Source organism: Polaromonas sp. P1_F4 (assembly GCF_056405675.1).
In genome coordinates this window covers 817521-839624 of record NZ_JBFUBP010000001.1, presented here as the reverse complement: position 1 = coordinate 839624, position 22104 = coordinate 817521, and the positions used below count along the sequence as shown (strand labels likewise).

Annotated in this window: 27 protein-coding genes and 1 pseudogene; 11 read left to right on the top strand and 17 right to left on the bottom strand. The window is 62.9% G+C overall.

Features of this window, described 5'->3' with window-relative positions; all coding sequences use genetic code 11:
* Nucleotides 1-56: 56 nt before the first annotated feature.
* Nucleotides 57-1004 carry a LysR family transcriptional regulator gene (locus AC1DYQ_RS03925; protein ID WP_477685861.1) on the top strand — a complete coding sequence of 316 codons (948 nt, stop codon included), beginning with the start codon at nucleotides 57-59 and terminating at the stop codon, nucleotides 1002-1004.
* Between the two features lie 21 nt (nucleotides 1005-1025).
* Here AC1DYQ_RS03925 and AC1DYQ_RS03920 read toward each other — a convergent pair whose 3' ends face one another.
* Nucleotides 1026-1580, bottom strand: coding sequence for a hypothetical protein (locus AC1DYQ_RS03920; protein WP_477685653.1), 555 nt, complete (start codon nucleotides 1578-1580; stop codon nucleotides 1026-1028).
* A gap of 387 nt (nucleotides 1581-1967) precedes the next feature.
* Nucleotides 1968-2420: a DUF2721 domain-containing protein gene (locus AC1DYQ_RS03915; RefSeq protein ID WP_457280618.1), complete on the bottom strand. Its 453-nt coding sequence runs from the start codon at nucleotides 2418-2420 to the stop codon at nucleotides 1968-1970.
* 232 nt (nucleotides 2421-2652) lie between these two features.
* Between AC1DYQ_RS03915 and AC1DYQ_RS03910 the strand changes: the two genes are divergently transcribed.
* The gene (locus AC1DYQ_RS03910; protein ID WP_477685652.1) at nucleotides 2653-3420 is read left to right on the top strand and encodes a glutathione peroxidase; all 768 of its coding nucleotides are present in this window, start codon (nucleotides 2653-2655) and stop codon (nucleotides 3418-3420) included.
* Here AC1DYQ_RS03910 and AC1DYQ_RS03905 read toward each other — a convergent pair.
* The 4 genes from AC1DYQ_RS03905 to AC1DYQ_RS03890 all read right to left on the bottom strand — a co-directional run bounded on the left by AC1DYQ_RS03905 (nucleotide 3417) and on the right by AC1DYQ_RS03890 (nucleotide 7602).
* Nucleotides 3417-4754, bottom strand: coding sequence for a type II toxin-antitoxin system HipA family toxin (locus AC1DYQ_RS03905; RefSeq protein WP_477685651.1), 1338 nt, complete (start codon nucleotides 4752-4754; stop codon nucleotides 3417-3419). The genes AC1DYQ_RS03910 and AC1DYQ_RS03905 overlap by 4 nt on opposite strands.
* 3 nt (nucleotides 4755-4757) lie before the next feature.
* Complete coding sequence (locus AC1DYQ_RS03900) at nucleotides 4758-5084, bottom strand: helix-turn-helix domain-containing protein (protein ID WP_477685650.1); 327 nt, start codon at nucleotides 5082-5084, stop codon at nucleotides 4758-4760.
* A gap of 175 nt (nucleotides 5085-5259) precedes the next feature.
* A complete protein-coding gene (locus AC1DYQ_RS03895) occupies nucleotides 5260-6234 on the bottom strand; it encodes a tripartite tricarboxylate transporter substrate-binding protein (RefSeq protein ID WP_477685649.1) in 975 nt (324 codons plus the stop codon).
* Nucleotides 6235-6252: 18 nt separating this feature from the next.
* On the bottom strand, nucleotides 6253-7602 hold the full coding sequence (locus AC1DYQ_RS03890) for a class-II fumarase/aspartase family protein (RefSeq protein ID WP_477685648.1): 1350 nt from the start codon (nucleotides 7600-7602) through the stop codon (nucleotides 6253-6255).
* A gap of 120 nt (nucleotides 7603-7722) precedes the next feature.
* On the opposite strand from AC1DYQ_RS03890, the gene AC1DYQ_RS03885 reads away from it, so the two are divergent.
* The gene (locus AC1DYQ_RS03885; RefSeq protein WP_477685647.1) at nucleotides 7723-8583 is read left to right on the top strand and encodes a LysR substrate-binding domain-containing protein; all 861 of its coding nucleotides are present in this window, start codon (nucleotides 7723-7725) and stop codon (nucleotides 8581-8583) included.
* 29 nt (nucleotides 8584-8612) lie between these two features.
* Here the strand turns inward: AC1DYQ_RS03885 and AC1DYQ_RS03880 are convergent, their stop codons facing one another.
* The 3 genes from AC1DYQ_RS03880 to AC1DYQ_RS03870 all read right to left on the bottom strand — a co-directional run bounded on the left by AC1DYQ_RS03880 (nucleotide 8613) and on the right by AC1DYQ_RS03870 (nucleotide 10984).
* Nucleotides 8613-9869: an Hsp70 family protein gene (locus AC1DYQ_RS03880; RefSeq protein ID WP_477685646.1), complete on the bottom strand. Its 1257-nt coding sequence runs from the start codon at nucleotides 9867-9869 to the stop codon at nucleotides 8613-8615.
* Entirely contained in the window at nucleotides 9866-10384 is a 519-nt protein-coding gene (locus AC1DYQ_RS03875; protein ID WP_477685645.1) for a hypothetical protein, read from the bottom strand. Before AC1DYQ_RS03875 ends, AC1DYQ_RS03880 begins: the two co-directional genes overlap by 4 nt.
* A gap of 132 nt (nucleotides 10385-10516) precedes the next feature.
* Entirely contained in the window at nucleotides 10517-10984 is a 468-nt protein-coding gene (locus AC1DYQ_RS03870; protein WP_477685644.1) for a nuclear transport factor 2 family protein, read from the bottom strand.
* 116 nt (nucleotides 10985-11100) lie between these two features.
* Between AC1DYQ_RS03870 and AC1DYQ_RS03865 the strand changes: the two genes are divergently transcribed.
* Nucleotides 11101-11679, top strand: coding sequence for a TetR/AcrR family transcriptional regulator (locus tag AC1DYQ_RS03865; protein ID WP_477665878.1), 579 nt, complete (start codon nucleotides 11101-11103; stop codon nucleotides 11677-11679).
* Here AC1DYQ_RS03865 and AC1DYQ_RS03860 read toward each other — a convergent pair.
* A complete protein-coding gene (locus tag AC1DYQ_RS03860) occupies nucleotides 11676-12134 on the bottom strand; it encodes a MerR family transcriptional regulator (RefSeq protein ID WP_477685643.1) in 459 nt (152 codons plus the stop codon). The genes AC1DYQ_RS03865 and AC1DYQ_RS03860 overlap by 4 nt on opposite strands.
* An 18-nt stretch (nucleotides 12135-12152) precedes the next feature.
* Nucleotides 12153-12587 (bottom strand): nuclear transport factor 2 family protein, encoded by a 435-nt coding sequence (locus AC1DYQ_RS03855; RefSeq protein WP_477685642.1) that lies wholly within the window; start codon nucleotides 12585-12587, stop codon nucleotides 12153-12155.
* Here AC1DYQ_RS03855 and AC1DYQ_RS03850 point away from each other — a divergent pair.
* Together AC1DYQ_RS03850 and AC1DYQ_RS03845 are read left to right on the top strand one after the other, a co-directional pair.
* Nucleotides 12586-12780, top strand: coding sequence for a hypothetical protein (locus AC1DYQ_RS03850; RefSeq protein ID WP_457280606.1), 195 nt, complete (start codon nucleotides 12586-12588; stop codon nucleotides 12778-12780). The genes AC1DYQ_RS03855 and AC1DYQ_RS03850 overlap by 2 nt on opposite strands.
* A gap of 20 nt (nucleotides 12781-12800) precedes the next feature.
* Nucleotides 12801-13040 carry a hypothetical protein gene (locus tag AC1DYQ_RS03845; RefSeq protein ID WP_477685641.1) on the top strand — a complete coding sequence of 80 codons (240 nt, stop codon included), beginning with the start codon at nucleotides 12801-12803 and terminating at the stop codon, nucleotides 13038-13040.
* 21 nt (nucleotides 13041-13061) lie between these two features.
* Here the strand turns inward: AC1DYQ_RS03845 and AC1DYQ_RS03840 are convergent, their stop codons facing one another.
* Genes AC1DYQ_RS03840 through AC1DYQ_RS03825 form a run of 4 tightly spaced genes read right to left on the bottom strand, consistent with a single transcriptional unit; the run spans nucleotide 13062 to nucleotide 15948 of the window.
* Nucleotides 13062-13367, bottom strand: coding sequence for a hypothetical protein (locus tag AC1DYQ_RS03840; protein ID WP_477685640.1), 306 nt, complete (start codon nucleotides 13365-13367; stop codon nucleotides 13062-13064).
* 33 nt (nucleotides 13368-13400) lie between these two features.
* Nucleotides 13401-14078 (bottom strand): hypothetical protein, encoded by a 678-nt coding sequence (locus AC1DYQ_RS03835; protein WP_477685639.1) that lies wholly within the window; start codon nucleotides 14076-14078, stop codon nucleotides 13401-13403.
* Nucleotides 14075-15100: an MlaD family protein gene (locus tag AC1DYQ_RS03830; protein WP_477685638.1), complete on the bottom strand. Its 1026-nt coding sequence runs from the start codon at nucleotides 15098-15100 to the stop codon at nucleotides 14075-14077. The genes AC1DYQ_RS03835 and AC1DYQ_RS03830 overlap by 4 nt, the downstream gene beginning before the upstream one ends.
* A gap of 41 nt (nucleotides 15101-15141) precedes the next feature.
* The gene (locus tag AC1DYQ_RS03825; protein WP_477685637.1) at nucleotides 15142-15948 is read right to left on the bottom strand and encodes an MlaE family ABC transporter permease; all 807 of its coding nucleotides are present in this window, start codon (nucleotides 15946-15948) and stop codon (nucleotides 15142-15144) included.
* Between the two features lie 104 nt (nucleotides 15949-16052).
* Between AC1DYQ_RS03825 and AC1DYQ_RS03820 the strand changes: the two genes are divergently transcribed.
* Nucleotides 16053-16703, top strand: coding sequence for a LysE family transporter (locus AC1DYQ_RS03820; RefSeq protein WP_477685636.1), 651 nt, complete (start codon nucleotides 16053-16055; stop codon nucleotides 16701-16703).
* Between the two features lie 91 nt (nucleotides 16704-16794).
* Here AC1DYQ_RS03820 and AC1DYQ_RS03815 read toward each other — a convergent pair whose 3' ends face one another.
* Nucleotides 16795-18267: an aminotransferase-like domain-containing protein gene (locus AC1DYQ_RS03815; RefSeq protein ID WP_477685635.1), complete on the bottom strand. Its 1473-nt coding sequence runs from the start codon at nucleotides 18265-18267 to the stop codon at nucleotides 16795-16797.
* A gap of 198 nt (nucleotides 18268-18465) precedes the next feature.
* Between AC1DYQ_RS03815 and AC1DYQ_RS03810 the strand changes: the two genes are divergently transcribed.
* The 3 genes from AC1DYQ_RS03810 to AC1DYQ_RS03800 are packed head-to-tail and all read left to right on the top strand — an operon-like array spanning nucleotide 18466 to nucleotide 20045.
* Nucleotides 18466-18822: a hypothetical protein gene (locus AC1DYQ_RS03810; protein ID WP_477685634.1), complete on the top strand. Its 357-nt coding sequence runs from the start codon at nucleotides 18466-18468 to the stop codon at nucleotides 18820-18822.
* A gap of 48 nt (nucleotides 18823-18870) precedes the next feature.
* Nucleotides 18871-19518: a LysE family translocator gene (locus AC1DYQ_RS03805; protein ID WP_477685633.1), complete on the top strand. Its 648-nt coding sequence runs from the start codon at nucleotides 18871-18873 to the stop codon at nucleotides 19516-19518.
* A gap of 50 nt (nucleotides 19519-19568) precedes the next feature.
* The gene (locus AC1DYQ_RS03800; RefSeq protein WP_477665869.1) at nucleotides 19569-20045 is read left to right on the top strand and encodes a RidA family protein; all 477 of its coding nucleotides are present in this window, start codon (nucleotides 19569-19571) and stop codon (nucleotides 20043-20045) included.
* Nucleotides 20046-20057: 12 nt separating this feature from the next.
* Here the strand turns inward: AC1DYQ_RS03800 and AC1DYQ_RS03795 are convergent, their stop codons facing one another.
* Nucleotides 20058-21218 (bottom strand): PQQ-dependent sugar dehydrogenase, encoded by a 1161-nt coding sequence (locus AC1DYQ_RS03795; protein ID WP_477685632.1) that lies wholly within the window; start codon nucleotides 21216-21218, stop codon nucleotides 20058-20060.
* Nucleotides 21219-21454: 236 nt separating this feature from the next.
* On the opposite strand from AC1DYQ_RS03795, the pseudogene AC1DYQ_RS03790 reads away from it, so the two are divergent.
* Nucleotides 21455-22027 (top strand): annotated as a pseudogene (locus AC1DYQ_RS03790) (C40 family peptidase); the annotation flags it as partial.
* Nucleotides 22028-22104: the final 77 nt, after the last annotated feature.

Here is a 22104-nt window from a genome sequence, read left to right as displayed (position 1 = left end):
ACTTGAAAATCAGATTAATGGCCGCACCCACCACCACCCCGAAAAATGCGGCCCGCCTGCCTCCACGCAGCCCCAACCTGTCGACGCGCCAGCTGCGGGCTTTTCTGGCGCTGGCGGAGCTGAGCAGCTTTACCCGGGCCGCTGCCGCCTGCCACCTGTCGCAGCCTGCGTTCAGCGCGCTGATCCAGACGCTGGAAACGGAGCTGAACACCCGGCTGTTTGACCGCGACACGCGCAGCGTGCAGCTGACAGCGGAAGGCAGATTGTTTGAAGCGCCGGCGCGGCAATTGCTGGGTGACTTCAGCGCCGCGGTGGGTGAACTGAGCGATCACGTCGAGCGCCGCAAGGGGCGTGTGCATGTGGCGGCCCTGCCCTCACTCGCGGCGGGCTGGTTGCCTTCCATCTTTGCGGAGTTCGGGCAGGCCTGGCCCGGCATTGAGCTCAACCTCAGTGACCTGCTGTCGGACGCCTGCATTGAGCTGGTGCGCAGCGGCAAGGCCGACTTCGCGCTCGCCTCGACAGGCGCCACGCATGCGGGCCTGACTACGCAGCTCCTGTGCACCGACCGTTTTCACCTGGTCTGCCGCACGGACCATCCCCTGGCCACAGAAAAAGTATTGACGCTGAAGAAACTGGCGACCTACCCGTTTATCCATATGTCGCGCAATAGCAGCGTGAGACAGGCGCTGGACGCAGCGCTGCACCCGTTGCAGACCCATACGGTGCTGGAAGTGGACCAGCTGGCAACAGTAACCGGTATGGTTGAGGCCGGCATCGGCATCAGCGTGGTGCCGGCGCTCACGCTCTTTCACTTTGAGCGAAAGAACCTGCTGACGCGGCCGCTGGCCACGCCTGGCCTGTCACGAAAAATTTATGCCGTGCGCCGGCAGGAAGGCAGCCTTTCAGTGGCGGCGAAGGCACTGCACGACCTGGTCATGGAGCGCATGAAAGCGTGGCAGCCGGGGCCGCAGCAGCCGATGCGCCGCAAACCCGGAAAGCCTTAGGGCTTTAGGACTTTTTAGGGCTTAGAGCGAGCCCAAATCCTGGACGGCATCCACCACCATGCTGGTACCCAGCGCAATCAACAGGATGTCGGTGGCGACACGCACATACTTGTGGCCTGAGGGCGGAGGGCCCAATCGCACCACCACCGATGCAGGCACCGGGTAATACACCACGCCCGCAGGCAGCGGTTGCCCGATGGCGTACTTTTTGGCCTGGCCCGGGGGCATGCAGCCGTTGTTTTTCTTGGCAAGGCCCGGTGGGCAATGACCGGACTTGAATTGTTTGCCGTAGTAGTCCTGGAGCACCACACGCTGCTCGGGAACAAAATAGCCGCCGACCCTGACGTCTTCGTGTTTCTTGCCTTTGGATTTCTTGTCTTTTTTGCCGCCATGGTCGTCCTGGTCTGACTGCTCCACCTGGCTGTGCTTGCCGCCCTTGTCCTTGTTCTTGCCGCCGCCAGCCCATTCGGGTTTCTCGGCAAAGCTTGTGGAGCACATCAGTGCACCTACCATCAAAAGTGCCAAGCTGCGGCTGGACAGGCGCAAACCTGTTTTCGGTGTGTGTATTGTTGTCATCGTGGTTCTCCAGTGGTTTTCGGTTCAGGGCTCGCCGGACACAGGCAGCAAGTGCGCGGCGTCCCTTTTTCAACGGCGGCCTGCGGTTGCCGTTGACAGGGCTTTCACGCCGCGTTGCACTCTGCGGGCATGTCCATCCTTACGGGCATGCCGGCACACGCAAAGCTGCACAATTCTGGCGGCAAAACACAGCATGGGGATGTAAGGAAACAAGCTGTTTCACAGTCATACGTTGTCACGTATCTGGAGGTCTGGCGTTTTCTGCCGGTCACAATTACGACAGGAGAAAAAACCCGAGTGCTATATTTTTCATAGCTTCTCGCGCCCGTTCCAATTGGCCTGCAGGCATTTAAGACCTGCAAAACAATTAAGCCTCAAACCACCGCGCTACTTTTTCGGCTCGGCAAACTTGAGCAGGCGTGTGGCCAGCAGCGTTTCAGCCAGGAAGCAAACCAGCGCGAGAAGAAAGCACACCACGCCCGACAAAAAACAGACAGTGGCAATGCGCAGGGTCGGCAACTCACTCGTCTCACCCAAAAACAGCAGGATGATGGTAGTGCCGATCAGCATGGCGCAAAAGGTCAGAAAGGCGATGCAGATGTTGACCAGCCAGCCGCGCTGGCGCAACTCGCGCAGTTCGGCATACATGCGGTGCGCGCGGGCCTCTTCCACGCCGCCGGTCTCCAGCCGGTTCTCCAGGAAACGCGCGCGGTCGATGATGCGCGCCAGCCGCCCGGCGACGGCGGCGATCATTCCCGAAACAGCGGTGAGCAAAAACACCGGCGCCACTGCCAGTTGAATACCGTGGGTGACCGTCGCAAGGTCGGGCGCAAAGTTCATGCGGGGCTCCGGGGGTTCATGAAATGGGTATTGTCATGCAAACATCAGGCCAGCAGGCCTGCCGGTCGCCTGCCTTTGCGGACGATGCCCTACACGGATGTCGTCGCTGTCCGACAGCTCGCGGCGTGCGGTCGTCCCCACAATGAACTCCAAGGCAGTGCCCGCGTTGCCTTTTTTCCCTGCGACCGCCATCGCGGCACTGCACCGAATTATTTCCACCAAAGGATTTTCCATGCTCCCCAATAACGAGGGACAGCGCGTCCCTGACGTCACCTTCAAGACACGCCAGAACGACCAATGGGTTGATGTGAAAAGCACCGACCTGTTTGCCGGAAAAAACGTCGTGGTTTTTTCGCTCCCCGGCGCCTACACGCCCACCTGCTCTTCCACCCACTTGCCGCGCTTTAATGCGCTGGCCAACACCTTCAAGGCCAACGGCATTGACGACGTGGTCTGCTTCTCGGTCAATGACGCCTTTGTGATGAACGAATGGGGCAAGGCGCAGGAGGCCGGCAATATCACCCTGATCCCGGACGGCAATGGCGACTTCTCCAAAGGTATGGGCATGCTGGTCGACAAAAGCGATCTCGGCTTCGGCAAGCGCTCCTGGCGTTATTCCATGCTGGTGCGGGACGGCGTGGTCGAGAAAATGTTCATTGAACCTGAAAAGGAAGGTGACCCGTTTGAGGTGTCCGACGCCGACACCATGCTCAGGTACGTCGCCCCGAACGCGGTAGCGCCCGAACCCGTCACCCTCTTCAGCAAGCCGGGCTGCCCGTTTTGCGCAAAAGCCCGGGCCATGCTGGACGAAGCAGGCCTTAGCTACGAGGAGATCACCCTGGGCCAGGGCATCACCACCAGCACGCTGCAAGCGGTTGCAGGCGCGGGAACGGCGCCACAAGTATTCGCAGGCGGGAAAAAAATCGGCGGGTCGGAAGACCTGCAAGCCTGGTTGGAAAAGTCCCGGCCACAGTCTGAACCGCGCCAGTTTCTCAGCTAGCCGGCCGCAGCGCTTTTTGCCCTGCGCCGGGCGCGCCAGCTGACCACCGCTTCGCAGGCGTCAAAGTGCTTGAGCAGGTTCTGCTTTTGCCGTTCGAGCAGCGAACTGGCGGCAATCATCTGCGGCCATGACTCACACGCTTTTCCCACTGCTTCATTGAGCACGCCGCGCACGCGCGTTTCAAACATGCCCGTGGCGTTGCAAAAACTGCGCAGCGTTTTGGCGGTCAGCCTGGCCTGCTTTTCACCACCGGGCACAAAGCGCAGCGCGTGGCCCCTGCCGCCCTGGTAGGCCGCGTAGGCCACCACGTCGTAGGCCGGAGACAACTCGGGCGTGCGGCCGTCACGGTAAACCACGCCAAAGTTTTTGACGTGGGCGTCATAGTTGCCGAGCATTTCATTGACCATCACGCGGCGGATCAGTTCTTCTGCAGCGCCCTCGCCAAGGTGCGCATCCAGGCTCATGCCTTCGCGCAAAGTCCGGGTCATGGCGGCGTAGGTTGCGGCGGGATGCGTGTATTTTTCTTCCGGCTGGATGCGCAGGATCTGCGCAAAGTCTTCGCAATGAATGTGGCCTTCAGGGCCGCGGTCAAAGCGCTTGACGGCCAGAAAATGCCGGCTTTCGCCGAGCACAAACGGTTGCTCGGCGACGATCTCGTCCATGGGCGCCAGCCAGGCCTCACAGACGTTCACGCCGGCTGCCCGCGCAAGCCGCAGGGAAAGCTCTTCTACTTCGGGCAACAGGGCAAATTCAGCCGTGGGCAGCTTGGCGATGATGTGAGTGCCTTGCGCATCGCGGGTGCGCGCCACGTAACGGCCCGGCTGCTGCACCAGCGCCAGCTTGGGCTGAACGCCCGACAGCGATGTCGCGTCGGGCAGGGGATCGGCCGTGACGGACATTTCGAGCGCATCGTTGTGCTGCGTCACCACCCCTGCCAGCGCATCGGCATCAAGGTGCGCGGGATAAGCATACACATTGCCCGGCAAGTCTGTGCCGCAGGCGGCCAGCATGTCGAAATGGTCGTTCGGCCCGCAACCGCGCAACCGCTCCAGGTGGCGGCGCAGCGGCCCTTCGGGCAGCAGGTTCTGGAAGAAGGCCGGCAGGCGCCCGCCTTCGGCATTGAAGAACGGCGTGTTCACATAACTGCGCCAGAAAATCCCCCGGCGCTGCGGGTCGTCGTCGGTAGCGGCCCAGGAGAACACCGGCGAATCGGGGTTGGACCAAAAAACCTCGTCTGGAATGAAACGTGTGAGCGCGCTACTGCCCGTGCCGTACTGGAACAGCAGGCCGGCACGCAAGGTGCCGATATAAATATCAAGCGCCAGAACGTTCATGGATCAGGGCCTGACGTTCTTGATGTTTGCCGCAGCGAGCTGGGAAGTTTCGGCCACGATGCGGTCCACCCGCGACAACGCCGGCGCCGGCCCTTCGGCGGCTTGCGCCTGCAGCCCTGCAGCCACCACCTTGGGCAGCAACAGCACCTCCAGCCCAAGCTGGTCGGCAATGGCCATCAGCGTGGTCACGCGTGGCGCCGTCTTGCCCTGCAGGACGCTGCGCACCGACAAAGGCGTCAGCCCCGTGCTTTCGGCAACGGCCTGGTAATCCAGCCCCAGGCGCTGGCGCTGGCCTTCCAGGCTGGCAGCAACTTCAGACAATGTTTTCATAGATAGATAAATATCGTTTCTTGTTAAAACGATAGTACTTTATCCAATCAAACCATATCAATCAATACCAAACTAGCGTTTTATACAAAAACAATAGTTAAATATCGTTTATCGAGAGCTGACTTCTTCTTTTAATTCCTGTAGCGCCGCCACATGCAGGGGACAGCATCCGCAGCTAGTCGGCATAAACACCGGCCGCCTTGATGATAGGCCCCCACCGGGCAATTTCGTTGCCCAGAAAGCTGCGGTGCCCGGCCAGCGTGGCACGGTCATCCTCCACGACCTGTATGCCTGAGGCAATTTGCGCCTGCCTGAAGGTAGGTGTTTTCATGGCCACCCGCAGCACATCGTTGAGCCGCTGCTGGATGTGCGGCGGCGTGTCCTTGGGCGCGTAAAGGGCAAACCAGATGCTCAGCTCGACACCCGAAATGCCGAACCTCGCCATGGTCGGAACTGCGGAGAGCGATGTGCCGGTCAGGGGTTTGGCGGAGGTCACGGCAATTGCCTTGAGCTTGCCGGCCTGGATGTGGCCGACCGTCGTAGGGGTGGGGTCACAGATCATGTCCACATGCCCACCAAGCAGGTCCGCCACTGCGGGTGCGCTGCCGCGGTAGGGCACGGTCGTAATGCTGACTTTCAATGAAGACTGGAGCAGCAAGCCGCACAGGTGCGATGACGAGCCCACACCGGCGTGCGCGAGCCTCACCTGCGGCTGCCGGGCCATCCACCGGATGAGGCTCACCACGGAGTCCGCAGGCACCTGCGGCCGTGCAACCAGCACCAGAGGCGTATCGACCACCACTCCCAGCGGCGCGAAATCGACATCCGGCTTGAAACCCAGGTTCCGGTACAGCGCCGGTGAAGTCGCCATGCCGATGTGCCCCATCAGCAGCGTGTGGCCATCGGCTGGAGCCCGCATTGCGATGACCGTCCCGAGGTTGCCGCCAGCGCCGGACAGATTCTGGACAACCACAGGCTGGCGCAGCTGGGCCTGCATCGGCACGGCAAGCTCCCTGGCCAGCTTGTCCATGGGCCCCCCGGCTGCAAAGGGCACGATGAGGGTGACCGGTTTGGTGGGATAGGCCTCCTGAGCGCACGCAGACGCAGCGCAGAAGGCGAGCATGAAGGCAATGCAGATGGCTCTGGTCATAAATCCCCCTCGGGTTGGTTAAACGGATACGGATTGCGTTGCCAGGCCCCCGGCGGCAGGCGGCGGCCTGCGCGATGCGTCCACCTCGAGCGCACCAAAAGACAGGTGTTCGTTCACATCAAGCAGCGCATTCACTGCGGCTTCGTCCAGCCCGCACTGCAAGCCCACCAGGGCAGCTGCGATCGATACGCCCTCCACCCTGGACTTCTGGCAGGCACGGGCAACCAGTTCATGCGCGCGGTTCAGGCCGATGCGCCTGGCCAGCGCCATCTGCACGGTCTCGGTGACGATTGCCCCGTCTGTGAGGACAACGTTGCGCGCCATCCTGGCGGAGTCCACCACCAGCTCGTCCAGCATGGTCGTGGCCTGCGCCAGAAGAGCACCCATCAGGGAAAAGCACAGCGGCACTGCATGCAGCTCGACATACCAGGCGTCCAGCGACCTTTCGTTCTCCACGAGCGCCGCGTCCAGCATCATCGGAGCCGTGTGAAACAGCATCCTCGAAAGGGCGACGACGGACGACGCCGCGACCGGATTGTTTTTCTGCGGCATGGTGCTGCTGGCGCCCCTGCCGGCGGCAAAAGCCACCTCACCGACTTCCGTGCTGGAAAGCATCAGCAGGTCCCGGCCGATCTTTCCGAGCGTCGCAGCGATCTGCGACAAAAGAAGCACCGCCTCGGCCGGGCCGTCACGCATGCAATGCCACGCAATATCCGGTTCGTTCAACCCCAGCTTTTGCATCAGGCGCCGGCGTGTTTCATGCCCCGCGCCGGAGAATGAAGCAAGCGTGCCCACAGCGCCACCCAGTTGCCCGGTGGCCACGCGCGGCACAGCCTGTGCAAGCCGGTCCATCTGCCGCAGCACGCCGGAATTCCAGACCGCAGCCTTGAAGCCGAACGTGACGGGCAACGCATGCTGCTGATTGGTCCGGCCCGCCTGGATGGTGCGCTGGTGGGTCGTGGCCAATGCACCCAGCGCCCCCGAGAACTGCGCCAGCGAATCGCCGATCAGTGTGAATGCTTCCTGCATCTGGAGCGCCAGTGCGCAATCCATCACGTCCTGGGTCGTTGCGCCATAGTGCACATACTGGCCCAGGTCACCACGGCACAGGTTGACCACCTGGCTCACCAGCCCCACCATGGGCAGGCCGACCAGGCGCGTCTTCTGCTTGAGTTTCGCAAAATCGATGTTTTCGACGTGGGCAACGCGACAGATTTCATCCGCCGCATCCTGAGGAATCACACCCAGTTCAGCCTGCACGACGGCAAGTTCACGCTCGAAACGAAGGCAGCGGTCGACAAAATTCCGCTCTGAAAAGATGCCAGCGATGGCCCCGCCGTCATGCAAATCACTGAAGAGCTGGTTCATTCGTCAGGCCCTTTGCGTTGCCACAGATGTTGCTAGGTGAAACCAACTGTATCCAATATGATATTTCTGTAAAAACGATTTGTTGAGATCCCTCCGTTCTCTTTTAGCGATGGGTTGACCATGAATGTTCTGGGCCTGAAAACGTTTGCCGCCGTCGCCAGCCAGGGCGGCATTACTTCTGCCGCGCAAACGCTGCACACCGTGCAATCCAATATCACCCAACGCATCCGGATGCTGGAATCGGAGTTGGGCCTGGCGCTTTTCAAGCGCCACAGCCGGGGCATGGAACTGACGCGTGCGGGCCAGCGGCTGCTGCCCTATGCCAATCGCATCGTGGCGCTGATGGATGAAGCGCAGGCTGCGGCCAAAGGGGAGGAAGACGCTCCCGCCGTCCTGACAATCGGCTCGATGGAGACCACCGCTGCGGTCCGGCTGCCGTCGCTGCTCGCCGCATACCGCCGCGTGCTTCCGCAGGTGGCCATCTCGCTGGAAACCGGCCCGACCGCGACACTGATCGAGGCCGTGCTCACGCGGCGCCTGGATGGCGCGTTCATCGCCGGCCCGCTCAACAACCATGCGCTGGTCAGCCTGGTCGCGTTTGAAGAAGAACTGGTGCTCGTCTCGTCTGCCAGCTGGGTGCGCCCCAGTGAGCTCGGCAGGCGCCTGGAAAACGGCGCGGCGGCGATCATGTTCAAGACCGGCTGCTCTTATCGCCAGCGGTTCGAACAGCTTCTGAGCGAGCGCGGCTGGCCCCGGTACACCCGGCTTGAAATGGGCACGCTGGAAGGCATCCTGGGCTGTGTCGCCGCGGAGGTCGGCATCTCGCTGCTTCCACGGTCCGTTGTCGAAAACGCGGCCAACAGGTCCGCCTTACGGTGCCATCCATCGACGGGCAAAAAATACGCCGTCAAAACACTTTTTATCCGCCGGCGCGACGAGCACCCCGGCGAAGCCTTGCAGCAATTCATGAACCTGCTGTAAGCCAAGCGCACGGCATCAGAACACAGCCTCTAACCAAACTTGCGCGCTGCATCCAGCGCCAGCCCGACGCCGATGCTCCCGAAGCGGTCGCCCTCCACGCTGCGCGCCTGCGGCAGCATTGCCGAGATCTGTTCGCGCAACAAAGGCACGCCGCTGGAGCCGCCGGTGAAAAACACGGTGTCAATGTCGTCGGCGTTGACAACCGCGTCCTTGACCAGCCCCATCACGGTACGCGCCACAGTGCCGACCAGCTCATTGATGGCCGCGTCGAAATCGGGCCGGTGCAAGGTGAGCGTCTCGCCCGGGGCAATGCGCCCCAGATCCGTGACGGTTTCGGGCGCATCCGACAGCGCGATCTTGGCCGCTTCCACTTGCATGGCCAGCCAGTGCCCTGCCCGTTCGCGCACCAGGTTTTGCAGGCGGTCCAGTTTGTCTTTCTCGATTGCGCCACGCCGGATATCGCTGATCTGCGTCCACGACTTCTTGCTGTAGGCCTGGTTGATGGTGTGCCAGGTCGCCAGATTGAAGTACTGGGCCGACGGCACCTGCAACCCGCTGTGAAGCAAACTGCCCAGGCCCAGCGTGGGCATCACGCTGGCAAGGCTCAGGTATTTGTCGAAGTCCGTGCCGCCTATGTGCACGCCGCCGCTGGCCAAAATATCATCGCGCCTGTCGGCCTTGCGGGCGCGCTCGGGGGACAGGCGCACCAGCGCGAAGTCCGAGGTGCCGCCGCCGATGTCGACCACCAGCACAAGCTCTTCGCGCCTGATCTGCGATTCGTAGTCGAACGCCGCCGCAATCGGCTCGTACTGAAAGGCAATGTCTTTGAGACCCACTGCATGTGCGATCTCGGCCAACGTGTTTTCGGCTTTCTTGTCCGCGGCAGCATCGTCGTCGACAAAAAACACCGGGCGACCCAGCACGGCCTGGTTGAAGGGCTGGTCTGCGGCTTTTTCAGCGCGGTGCTTGAGCTCACCGATGAACTGTGCCAACAGCACACGAAACGGCAACGCACGGCCGGCGACCTCGGTGTGGTCGTCGATCATCGACGTGCCGAGCAGGCTTTTGAGCGAACGCATCAGGCGGCCTTCATAGCCGGCCAGGTAGTCGGCCAGCGCCGCGCGGCCGTAGCTCACATGCTCGTCCTCGGCATGAAAAAACACCACCGACGGCAGCGTGGGTTTGCCGCCTTCAAGCGCCAGCAATGCGGGAAACCCCGGCCGGCTCCAGCCCGCCGTGGAGTTGGAGGTGCCGAAGTCGATCCCACAGGCGCGGGGTGCGCTCACCGCCCTGCCGGCCTGGCGAAGCCGCTTTCGGCCCACGCCACGGCGCTGGTGCGGTTGAGCTTGAAGGAGGGTGCCACGCGCACTTGCGCGAGATGCTCACCCGCTTCATCGGTGGCGCTAAGCAGACCGTGTGGGTTGTCTTCGTCAGGAACGATGTCGAGCGAGACGGTGACACGCGCCGCGTTGGCCGTCACGGTGATGCTCTGGTGCAGCGTGGCATGCAGCTGCTGCTCATGCCGGCGCACAAATTCGGAAGCGGTTTTGACCAGTGTGCTGAAGGCCGGGCCATCCAGCGGCTTGGGGTTCTTCTTGTCGCGCCCCATGGTCCACGGCCCCACCAGCGCGGGCTCGGGCTCGCCGTCCTTGATCATGGCGACAGCCCAGCCGTCGTCGTCTTCGTTCTTGATGACCTTGGCTGTCCAACCGTCACCGCACCAGAGCCTGGGCTCCTGGATAGGCGTGTCGTTGTGGGAATCTTCGGCCAGGCCGGCCGGCGGGGTGCGGGAGTCAGTCAAAACGCGGTCACTCGGGTGGGGCGCCCCGGCAATAAGAGCCGGGGGGCAAATTCATGTCACGCACCGCCTTCAGACAACATCAAACAACACGGCGCGCAGGGGGAGCGGATTTTACAGCCCTACCCAAACCGCTCACAACCCAAGGTCGCTGAGGCTGGGGTGATCGTCGGGCCGGCGCCCGAGCGGCCAATGAAACTTGCGGTCGGCGGGCTTGATGGGCAGGTCGTTGATGCTGGCGTGGCGCACGGCCATCAGGCCGTTGTCGTCGAACTCCCAGTTCTCATTGCCATAGGAGCGAAACCAGTTGCCGGCGTCGTCATGCCACTCATAGGCAAAGCGCACCGCGATGCGGTTGCCGCCAAAGGCCCAGAGCTCCTTGATGAGGCGGTAGTCCAGCTCGCGCACCCATTTGCGCGACAGCAGCCCGGCGATCTCCTCGCGGCCCGTGACGAACTCGGCGCGGTTGCGCCATTTGCTTTGCGGTGTGTAGGCCATAGCCACGCGCTCCGGCTCACGCGTGTTCCAGCCGTCTTCGGCGGCGCGGACTTTCTGCACGGCGGTTTCAAGGGTAAAGGGGGGAAGCGGCGGCCGTGATTCCATGGGGATCTCCTGGGGTTGAAATAATTGCGCAAAACCAGATGTAGACAGATTTGTCTACTTGGGCGAAATTCTGTCACATGTAGACAAAGCTGTCTACATGACGTCTACAATGCGCCATGGACGTCTCTACCCTCCCCGCACGCGAGCGAATCCTCGTCACGGCACACGAACTTTTCTACCGCGACGGCCTGCGCGCCACCGGCATCGACCGCATCATTGCCGAGTCGGGCGTGGCCAAGCTCACCTTCTACCGGCACTTTCCCAGCAAGGACGAATTGATCCGCACGTTCCTGGACTACCGGCATGAACGCTGGATGGGCTGGTTTGTCGACGCGCTGGGCCGCCATGGCGCGCAACCCGGCGGTGGGCTGGCGCCGCTGGTGCAGGCCATGGCCGAGTGGTTCGCCGACCCGGCGTTTCGCGGTTGCGCTTTCATCAACGCCGTGGCGGAAGTGGGTGGCACCCTGCCGGGCGTGGCAGACATTGCGCGCCGGCACAAGCAGGACATGCAGCAAGTCATTGCCGATTTACTGCCACACGGCGCGGGCCAAACCGAGGCGGCGCGGGCCGCCGCGCTGGCAGTGGACGGCGCCATCGTGCGGGCGCAGATGGACGGCGCCGATGCGGCGCTGGCAGGCCTGCGCCTATTGCTGGGCGGGCTGGACAGCCCGGCCGGAAAAACGGGCAGCCGCTAGGTTTTTCCAGGCCGGCGCGATTTTTCTTTGGGCCGCGACGCAAGCGCAACGCCCGCACGCTCAACCGCCTTCACGGCCGGGCGTTTGCCCGACGCCACCCACTCGCCGTAAAAGTCGATCTTGCTGTCCAGGAGCTTGAGCGCCAGCTGCCATTCGGCAATCATGTCCCTGACCTGTTCGCGGTGCGCGGCCAGCAGCGCCTGCCGCTGCGTGAGGGTGCTGCTGCCCTGCTTGACCAGCGCTGTGTACTCCCGCATCTCGGCAATCGACATGCCGGTGCGCCGCAGGCGGTCCATCAGCTCCAGCCAGCTGATATGCAGCTCACCGTAGACGCGTCGGCCGCCGGCGTCGCGCGTCACGCCCGGGATCAGGCCCTGCGCCTCATACCAGCGTATGGTGTGCAGGCTGCGCCCGGTGCGTGCGGCAAGCTGCCCGATCAGAAAACTTTCAGCCATGCCCGACTGTATAACGGCTCAGACGGCCAGCGCGGGCGCCTCCAGCGCAGCGCTCACCAGGGCGGTGTCGAAGTACTCCGTCAGCTCTTTCATTTGCCCGCCTTCCATGCGGCAAACATAGCAATAGCGGTTGTTGTAGGCCTTGCCGGCATGAGTGGTAACTTGCCCGCGGAACTCGATGACGACCATGTCGCCGTCGGCCATCACGCGCCCTGTGGTGCTGACATAGGGCGTGGCGAACTGGGCAAACAGCGGCCGCAGCAGCTCGGTGACGACCGCCTGCTTGCCACGGTAGGTGCGCGACCAGGGCGTGCTGCCCTCAAGGGTCCAGCAAAAATCATCTGCCATGGCGTCGACAAATGCCTGGCCGTTGCCTTTGTCCAGTTCAGCCATGACCTCCTGCATGCGCTGGCGGTTGGCGACTGTGATGTTGTTGGTGGATGCTGCACTCATGATGAAACTCCTTGAAGGCTTCTTCGCACGGAATGCGAAGTGGATGGAGGCCGGCAACATTGCCGGGGCCCTGAAAGGATTGGAATACCTTGAGTGCACTCAAGGTCAAGCCCTGGAGGTGGAATGCCGCAAAATTCACCATGAAATCGGCTTTTGGCGCAATAAGGACGGGCGCAAGAAGCTATGCTTTTAATAGCAAACCTACAATGGCGCATGAACCCCAAAAAGCCTGCAACGAGTGAATGGGTCAGCAAGATGCTGGCTGTACTGAAAACCGGCAACACCCCGGCAGCGCTGGCCCAGATCAAGGCGACCACCAGCAGCAAGGACTTGCAGCAATTGCACGCCGCGCTGGAAAAAGCGCAGCTGCTCAAACAACTTAAGGGCGTTGACACCGCCATTTCAGACCAGTTGCAGGCACTGGCCTCGCCGCGGCTGAGCCGCTCGCCCTGAACGCTTCAGGTCCGCTTCCTTTCAGGCGGGGCGGATTTCAAACTGCGCGTCGCCCATGTAGCGGTTGGGGCCCAGCGCGGCCGTCACGGCGGCCAGCTCGGCCGCCTGCCATTGGTTGAAGATTTCCAGCTCGTCGCTTGACAGGACATCTTCGGCCGGCGCTTCGCCGTAAGTCGCCACCAGTTTCATATAGGCCGCGTACACCGGCCAGACCAGGCTTTCGTCTCCCAGCTCGGCTTCCAGCGCCGTCCTGAAGCGTTGCTCGGCGGCCTGCAGTTCTTCTGCAGAGGCGTCTTCATAGGCGTAAAGCCTGAGGCGGTAGCTCACGGTTGTTTCTCTCAAGGCAAAACGGGACAAGGATCAGGGTGTTTGCGGCTTCACCGGTACAGGCATGCCCTGCGTCAGCTCGATGCGGCGCCGCAGCTTTGCCGCTTCCTGGGTGTCGCCGCCCTGCTCTGCCCGGCGCAGCTGAACGCCCAGCCAGGCCAGCAGCGGCCGGCGCCAGCCTTGCACAGACGCCGTATCAATCGCCTGGGTGATCACGGCAGGACTGGCCTTACCGGCCTGCAGCATCACGCCGGCAGCCACCAGCTTTGACAAGGGGTCGGCAATGGCCGTCACAGCGCCGGCGTCACCAGCCGCGGCGCGGCGCTGCGCCTCAGGCAGCAAGGCGATGCCCTGCGGCTGCACCTGACCCTTGAGGTAATCAGCGTAGGCGCGCTGGGCGTCGGTGGCGTCCTCGCGCAGTTTCTCAAAGCCGGTGCACGGCTCATCAAGCACCAGGCTGGCAACCCGGGTGGCGCAGTGCAGCAGCTCGGCGGTGGCTAACAGTTCGGCCCGGCCGGAGCGAGTGAGCTGGGCGCGCGCGCGCCCAAGTTCGGCCATCTCGACGCGGCTGTTGCCCTCCATGTAGGCGGCCACAGAGCGGTCCATTGAGCCTTTGGCCTCGAGTTGCCAGTCGGGCGGTTGCGGACCGCCGGCACAGGCGGCCAGCAGCAAAGCCGAAGTCGGTGCGGCATACGTAAAGATGTTCTTCATGGCAACTTCATCTCCGCGTCGCGGGCGTCTTTGGCGAAAGGCCATTTGCGGCTGATTTCGTTGATGAGGCCTTCGACCTTGCGCAGGCTGGCTTCCACGTCGGCGCGCAGCGCGCCCAGGTCGTCAGTGGCATCTTTGGCGTTGCGGGTGACGGCCTGGGCGTCCTGCAGCAATGCATCCACTTTCTTGAGGCTGGTGCGGGCCTCGCCCAGCATGGCGTTGAGCTGAACCACGGTGGCCCGGGTTTCGGGCATCAGTCCCTTGTCGCCGAACACCTGGGTGTCGGTCTTGGCGGCCAGCCCGTCGAGTTTGGTGAGCAGCGAGTTGGTGCGCTCCAGCGTGGCGGCAAACTTTTTGGCCTCTGCCTCGCTGCCCAGCAACACCGTCAACGCGCCGCCCGGCCCGTTCAGCCGCTCCGTCAGCGTCTGCAGGTTGGCCAGGCTGGTGCCCACCGCACCGCCGCTTCCCGTGAGGGTGTTGAGGTTTTCAATCAGGTCCTTGGCGGCAGCGATCACTTTGGGCACCTCGCCGGCGGCATCGCCCAGCAGCACCGTGCGTTCCGCGCCGTCGGGCAGCGGCGGGTCGTTCAGCAGGCCGGTGTAGGCGCGGATGTTGGTGCCACCGACGAGGCCGCGCACCAGCGTGAAGACGCTGGTGGTACGCAGCCAGTGGGCATCCTTCGCGGCCACATCCACCAATATGCGGGCCTTGCCGTCGCTGGCCAGCTCGATGCGCTTGACGCGGCCTATCGGGAAACCCGAGAAAGTCAGGTCCATGCCGACCACTACGCCTTCGGAATCCTCCGCAATGAGTACCAGGCTTTGCGTGGACTCAAACGCCCCGCGCGCATACATCACATAAAGGGCCGAGCCCACCACCAACAGCAGCATGAAGAGCAACAGCAGCCGGGCCTTGAACTCCAGGCTGGCGATCTCCGCCGGCGAAGACTCTGCCTCGCGCGCCGGCTGGAGCGGGTCCGGCCGGCCGTGCTCCGGGGATGAAGGGTCGTGGGGTGAGCTCATGGATTGTTATTTGGTATTGTTTTTGGTATTTTTTGAAGAGGTCAATAGTAGTTGCCGACCAGCGAAGCGACCTCAATCAGCAAAATCACGGCGAACATGCGCACGAGGCCGCGCATCTCGGCGCTGGTGCGCACGCTGGCTTCGCCCATGCCGTAAAGCGCCGAGGCCATGGGTATCAAGGACACAGCCAGGCAGAAGAACAGGGTTTTGAGCACAAAGATCAGCGTGACCGAAGGGCTGAAGACTTGGCCGAAAAGCCGGGTGTAGGCCGCCAGGCCCGACAAGGCAAAGCCGTAGGTCGCCATATAGGCCACCACCAGTGCCACCACGCAGCTGAGCGCAGCCAGCGTGATGCCGGAGAACATGCCCGCCACCACACGCGGCAGCACTTCGCGCCGCACCGGCTCGATGCCGCGCTGGCGCATCTCGTCAAGTTCACCGCTGGCCTGCATGGCGGTGAGTTCGGCGCCGTCGGGGATGGTGCAGCGCAACGCCACAAAAAGCGCCGCCGTCAGCGGAATCAGCTCCAGCACCAGCACACGGATCACGACCTGCAACGCGTACTGCGACAAGCCGTAGCTCAGCGCGGTCACCAGCACGATGCGAGTGAGCACCACGGTGACCAGCGCGCACAGCAAGGTAAAGCCCAGCAGGATGGGCGCGGTGTTGATGTAAATGTGGCGGGACAGCACCGTGCGGCTTTGCGGGCTGTAGCTGGAAGGCGAGAGGGTCAGCACCAGGATGATCGCGCCCAATTTCACCAGACGCCACCATTCGATCAGCCAGTGCTGGGCGGTGCGGCGTGTTTGCGAGAGGCGGCCTTGCCAGGATGATGCTGTTGAAGCCATTGGGCCATGATACCCGCGGGCTATTGCCTGTCCATGTAGGATGGCAGGCTTTCGCCCGGTGCGGGCGCCCTCTCCTCTCTCCCCCTTTTCACCACCGCTTCATCATGGCCATCGACACCTGGACCGCCTACTTCCTCGCCTCCATCCTGATCGCGCTCTCACCCGGCTCGGGCGCGGTGCTGGCCATGAGCCATGGCCTGAGCTACGGCATGCAGCGCACGCGCGCCACCATCGCGGGCCTGCAGCTCGGGCTGGTCGTGATCTTGCTGGTGGCCGGGGCGGGCGTGGGTTCGCTGCTGGTGGCGTCCGAGCTGGCCTTCAGCATCGTGAAAGTCCTGGGTGCGCTCTACCTGATCTATATCGGCTGGTCGCAGTGGCGCTCATCAAACGGCATCGCGGCAGAAGATGCCGGCCCGGCAGCCGATGCGAACGGCATTTCAGCGCGCAGGCGCTTCCTGACCGGGCTGCTGACCAACGTCACCAACCCCAAAGGCATCCTCTTCATGGTGGCAGTGCTGCCGCAGTTCATCAGCCCTGCCCGGCCGCTGTGGCCCCAGTTGGTGGTGATGGCGCTCACCACTGTGGCGGTCGACACCGTGGTGATGCACGGCTATGCGTTTGCCGCGAGCCGCTTGCAAAAGCTGTTCAGGAACGCACGTGCGGTGCGGCTGCAAAACCGGCTGTTCGGCGGCATGCTGATGGCGGTGGGTGCGGGCCTGTTCTTTGTCAAGCGCAGCCACGCAGCAGCGCACTAGGCCTGCAGATTGCTATTAAAACAATAGCTGCTTGCGCCCGTTGATAAAGGGTCACAGCCCAAAAACCCTCAAAATAGCAGCGACCCTTCCCTTAGATCGGACGGTCCACAGCCTGCGCCGACACAATACCCGCCAGCTTGCGCAGGGCGTCGTCGGTCTCGCTGGAAAACGGTGAGCCGCAACTGATGCGCAGGAAGTGGTCAAAGCGGTTCGAGTTGGAAAACATGGAGCCGGGCGCCACCCGTATGCCCTGCCGGATGGCAGTGTCAAACACCGCCTGCGCGGACGTGCCTGCCGGCAGCTCCACCCACAGCATCATGCTGCCATGGGGCACCGACAGCCGGGTTCCGGCAGGAAAGTGCGCCGCAATCGCCTCGGCCATCTGCTCACGCTGCACATTGAGCATGCGGCGCAGCCGGGCCAGGTGGCGGTCATAGGCGCTGGAGGCCATGAACTCGGCCACGGCCAGCTGGCCCAGCATGTCGTTGGCGCGGCTTTGCGCGTACTTGAGCATCTTGATGCGCGCCTGCCAACGCCCGCCGGCAACCCAGCCCAGGCGCAGCCCCGGCGACAGGGTCTTGCGCAGCGACGCACAGTAAATCACCGAGCCGCTGCGGTCCCAGGCCTTGGCGGCCTTCAGCGGGATGTCGTCAGGCCCCAATGCGCCATAGGTGTCGTCTTCAATCAGTGCCACCTGCTGGCGCTCGCACAGCGCGACCAGCTTTTCCTTTTCACTGTCGGGCATCACGCTGCCGAGCGGATTGTGGAAATTGGGGATCACCACCACGGCGCGTATGCGGTCGTGCGTCTGGAAGGCCAGGTCCAGCGCCTCGACGGAAATGCCCAGCTTCGGGCTGGTGGGAATCTCCAGCGCACGCAGGCCCAGGCTTTCGAGGATCTGCAGCAAACCGTGGTACGTCGGTGACTCGACGGCCACGGTGTCGCCCGGCCGCGCCACCGCACGCAAGGCAACGTTCAGCGATTCAATGCAGCCGTGCGTGACCAGGATGTCTTCTGCCGACAGCCGCATGCCGGCCTCCAGCGCCCGCTTGGCCAGCACGGCGTTGAGCGGTGAATCGTTGAGAAAGTCGGGCGGGTTCACCAGCAGCTGCGGGTGCTTGCGCAACGCACGCGTGGCGGCGTTTTTCAGGGCCTCGGCGGGGTACATCTCAGGCGAGCCATAGGTGCCAGCCAGGTTGGTGACCAGCGGGTAGACATCGCATTTGGCGACGAAGTCGGACACCCGGTCATGGATGCCGACGTACTGCGCCGGATCCAGCCTGTGACCGCATTCCGGCTCGCTGGGCGGCTGGATATCCATCCGGCGACGCTTGAGCACAAAGTAGCCCGAACGCGGCCGCGCCTCCAGCAGGCCTTCGTCTTCCAGCGTGTGGCAGGCCTCTACCGCGGTCGACAGGCTGACCTGGTGCAGCCGCGTCAGCGCCCTCACCGACGGCATGCGCTGCCCCGGCATCAAAACGCCGGACTGGATCGCCTGGCGGTAATGGCTGGAGAGCTGTAGATAGAGCGGTTGCGACAGGGATGGCGAGGGTTGCATGTCCATAAACCGAATGATCCGTGAAGGGGAAGCCGGGACACAGCCACAGATGGGGCGAAATCAGACCATAACAGATGAATAAATAGTCATCTGTACCGATACAGAAAGGACTTGCCTGGCTCTGTCGGGAAAGTGCCGGTCTCTTTAACCTTGATGTCACCTTCCCCCGTTTTTCCAGTTCACCCACCCATGAATGGAGCCGCCATGAAAGAGCACTTTGCACCTCGCCACCTTCAACTGGACGCCGGTGAGTCCCTGTTTTTTCACACCAAAGCGGGAAGCGCCCTGATCAGCACCTCGGGCACCCTGCTGGTGACCGGCACCCCGCGCTGGCTTGGCGAGCAGGTCTTTCGCGACAGCATGCCGCTGGAGGCGGGACAGTCGCATACCGTCGCCCAGACTGGATGGATCACGGTGACCGCCCAGCACGGGGGCGCGGCATGCGTGCTGAGCCAAGCCCCGGCAAAAGCCCCCGGCCAGACGGGAAGCGCGCTTTTGAGGTACTTTTCAGGAATGATGAAAGCCGTGCGCGGCTGGCTGCGTGGCGCCGAGGCGGCATAGCCGCCGCCGGAAATAAATCGCCTCCTCATTTTTTTAATCGACCTCACCATGACCACTTCCGCCTGGCTGCTCTTCATCACCATCTCACTTGTCACCGCGCTCAGCCCCGGGCCCGGCATTTTGCTGGCGGTTTCCAACGCCGTGGCCTGGGGGCCGCGCAAGACGATGTGGAGCTCTACCGGCAATGTGCTCGGCGTGTTCGCCGTCTCCACCGCGGCCATGGCGGGCCTGGGCACCTTGCTGCACACCTCGGCCTGGCTGTTTGCTGTGCTCAAGGCCGTGGGCGCCGTCTACCTCATGTACCTGGGCTGGCGGCAATGGACCAGCAAGACCTCGATGTTCGACACGCCCTTGCCAAACGGGACGCACGCCGGGACACCGGCCGGAAAAAGCAATGCCGCGCTCTTCCGGCAAGGCCTGCTGGTGGCGGTGACCAACCCCAAGAGCATCCTGTTCTTCACCGCGCTGTTCCCCCAGTTCATCCACCCGGAGGCGCCGATGCTGCCGCAATTTTTCGCACTGACCAGCGCCTTCGCTGCGTGCGTGCTGGTCTCCCACTTCACCTATGTGCTGTTGGCCAAACACACCCACCAATGGTTTGGCACGCCCCGCCGGGCCCGCATTTTCAACCGTCTCTGTGGCGGTGCGTTTGGCCTGCTGGGTTTGAGCCTGCTACGGCTCAAGAGCCCTGCCTGAAACACCCCGCATTACGCTCCATCCAACTACATAAAGAGGAATTCCTGTCCATGGAAGATTCACGCGACACCCGGTTCGCCGCAGTGCAGGCCGAACTCGGCTACAGCTTTGACGGTGAGATCAAGATAGGCGGCAATTACGTGCCTGTCGTGCAGCACGGCGACCAGGTCTTTGTCAGCGGGCAGATTCCGCGTGTCGGCAATACCGTGGTCGTGACCGGCCGCGTAGGCTCGGAAACGTCTGTTCTGCAAGCCCAGCTGGCGGCAAAAATCTGCGCCATGCGCGCGCTGGCGCTGCTGCGGCAAAGCCTTGGCAGCCTGGACCGCGTAAAACACATTCTGCGCATCACGGTGTTTGTGCAATCGGCGCAGGATTTCACGCAGCAAAGCGAAGTCGCCGATGCCGCGTCTGAAGTTCTGTATGCGGTGCTGGGCCCGGCCGGGGCCCACACCCGTACGTCGGTGGGCGTTGTTCAGCTGCCCAAGAGTGCCTCGGTCGAGATCGATCTCATTGCGGTGGCCGGCTAGGCCTGCCTGCATTCAGCCACCGGGCAGCAGCCGTATCAGCTTGCCGTTGTTGCTGTCGGTCAGCACATAAAGCAGCCCATCCGGCCCCTGGCGCACATCGCGGATGCGCTCCCCGGCGTCAGACAGCAGCTTGCTTTCGCGCACCACCTTGCCGGCGAACGGCGACGCCAGTTCGATCCGGTCCAGGTAGCCGAATTTGAGCGAACCCACAAACAGGTTGCCGCGCCAGGACTTGCCATAACGTTCGCTGGTCAGAAAAGCCATGCCGGACGGCGCGATGGACGGCACCCAATAATGCAGCGGCTGTTGCATGCCGGCCTTTTCCGTCAGGCCTTCGCCGATTTTTCCGCCGCCGTAGTTTTCGCCGTAGGTAATGACCGGCCAGCCGTAGTTAGCCCCAGGCCTGGGCAGGTTGATTTCATCGCCGCCCTGCGGGCCGTGCTCGTGCATCCAGAAGGTGCCGTCGGGCGCCAGCGTGGCGCCCTGGGCGTTGCGGTGGCCGTAGCTCCAGATTTCAGGCAAAGCCCCTGCCTTGCCGACAAAGGGGTTGTCCTGGGGAACCGAGCCGTCTTTGTTGATGCGGACAATCTTGCCATGATGGTTGTCCAGCTTCTGGGCGTCTTCCTTGCGGCTGAAGCGCTCACCCAGCGTGAGGAAGAGCTTGCCATCGGGCGCGCCGTTCGGTGCCGCGCGGCTTTCCACGATGCGACAGCCGAAATGCGCCGTGCTGGCCACCTTGGGCTTCTGGCTGAAGATGATCTTGACGTTCTCCAGCCGGGTGTCGTCAGCACTCAAGCTGGCGCGTGCCAGCGCCGTGCTGTTGCCGTTACCGGTGGCAGCCGGCTCGGAAAAGCAGAAATACAGCGTTCGATTACGGGCAAAGTCGCTGTCGACCAGCACGTCCAGCAAGCCACCCTGCCCGCCGGCGGCAATCTCTGGCAGGCCGGCCACCGGCATGCCCAGCTTGCCGCCCGGCCCGATGACCCGCAGGCGGCCGGGGCGCTCCGTGACCAGAAAACGCTCGCCCGGCAAAAAAGCCACGCCCCAGGGGTTCTCCAGGCCCGCCGCCACGGTTTCAGGACGAACACTTTGAGCCTGGGCGGGTTGAAACAGCGTGCTGGCCGCTATCAAAGATATAGCAGCTTGCGCCCGTTGGTATTGGTTTAAAGCCATATTTCACCTTGAAAAAGGGCCCTGAAAGCAGATTGATCGGCCCATCAAGCCCATTTGACCGGGAAAACCGCCTTTTGGTCGCGTCCAGGCCGGGTTTATGCGGTGTAAAACATGGCATCCGGGGGTAATAAACGGGGTAATCCCCTACAAATTCGTTACAAATCAATGGCTTGTCAACGTTATCAAGAAACAACATGAGTTGACGTAGGACTAATCCGTCAAGTATGCTTGGCGCCATGCGAATGATTGCCCCTGCCCTCGTCATAGCCTCTGCCGCCCTGCTGGCAGCCGGCGCACATGCGGCACCCGGCAATTCAGGCGGCGACAACGACATGGACAAACTGCTCGCCGACAAGGGCCTGCTGACCCAGATTGACAACGTCCGCCACAGCGTCACCAACAAGGCTTCCGAGCTGGTCGTCAACGCCATGGGCTTCCTGGGCGTGCCCTACAAACGTGGCGGCAACACCGTTGAAACCGGGTTTGACTGCAGCGGTTTTGTACGCGCCATTTACGAACAAAGCGTCGGGCTACTGCTGCCCCGCCGCGCCGAACAGCAAGCCGCCGCCACCCAGCGCATCGACAAGACCGAATTGCAGCCCGGCGACCTGGTGTTTTTCAACACGATGAAGCGCGCCTTCAGCCATGTCGGCATCTATATCGGCGACGGCAAGTTCATCCACTCCCCCAAGCCCGGCGCTGAAGTACGTGTCGAAAGCATGGGTGTGAGCTACTGGCAGCGCCGCTTTGACGGCGCCCGCCGCGTGCAGCCATCCAACGGGGTGGCACAAGAGACCACGCCACGCGCCGCTGCGTTGCCCGCCCGCCCACAGCAGCCGCAAGCTACTGCGCCGGACAAGCCGCCCGCTCAGGCGGCAACCCCGCA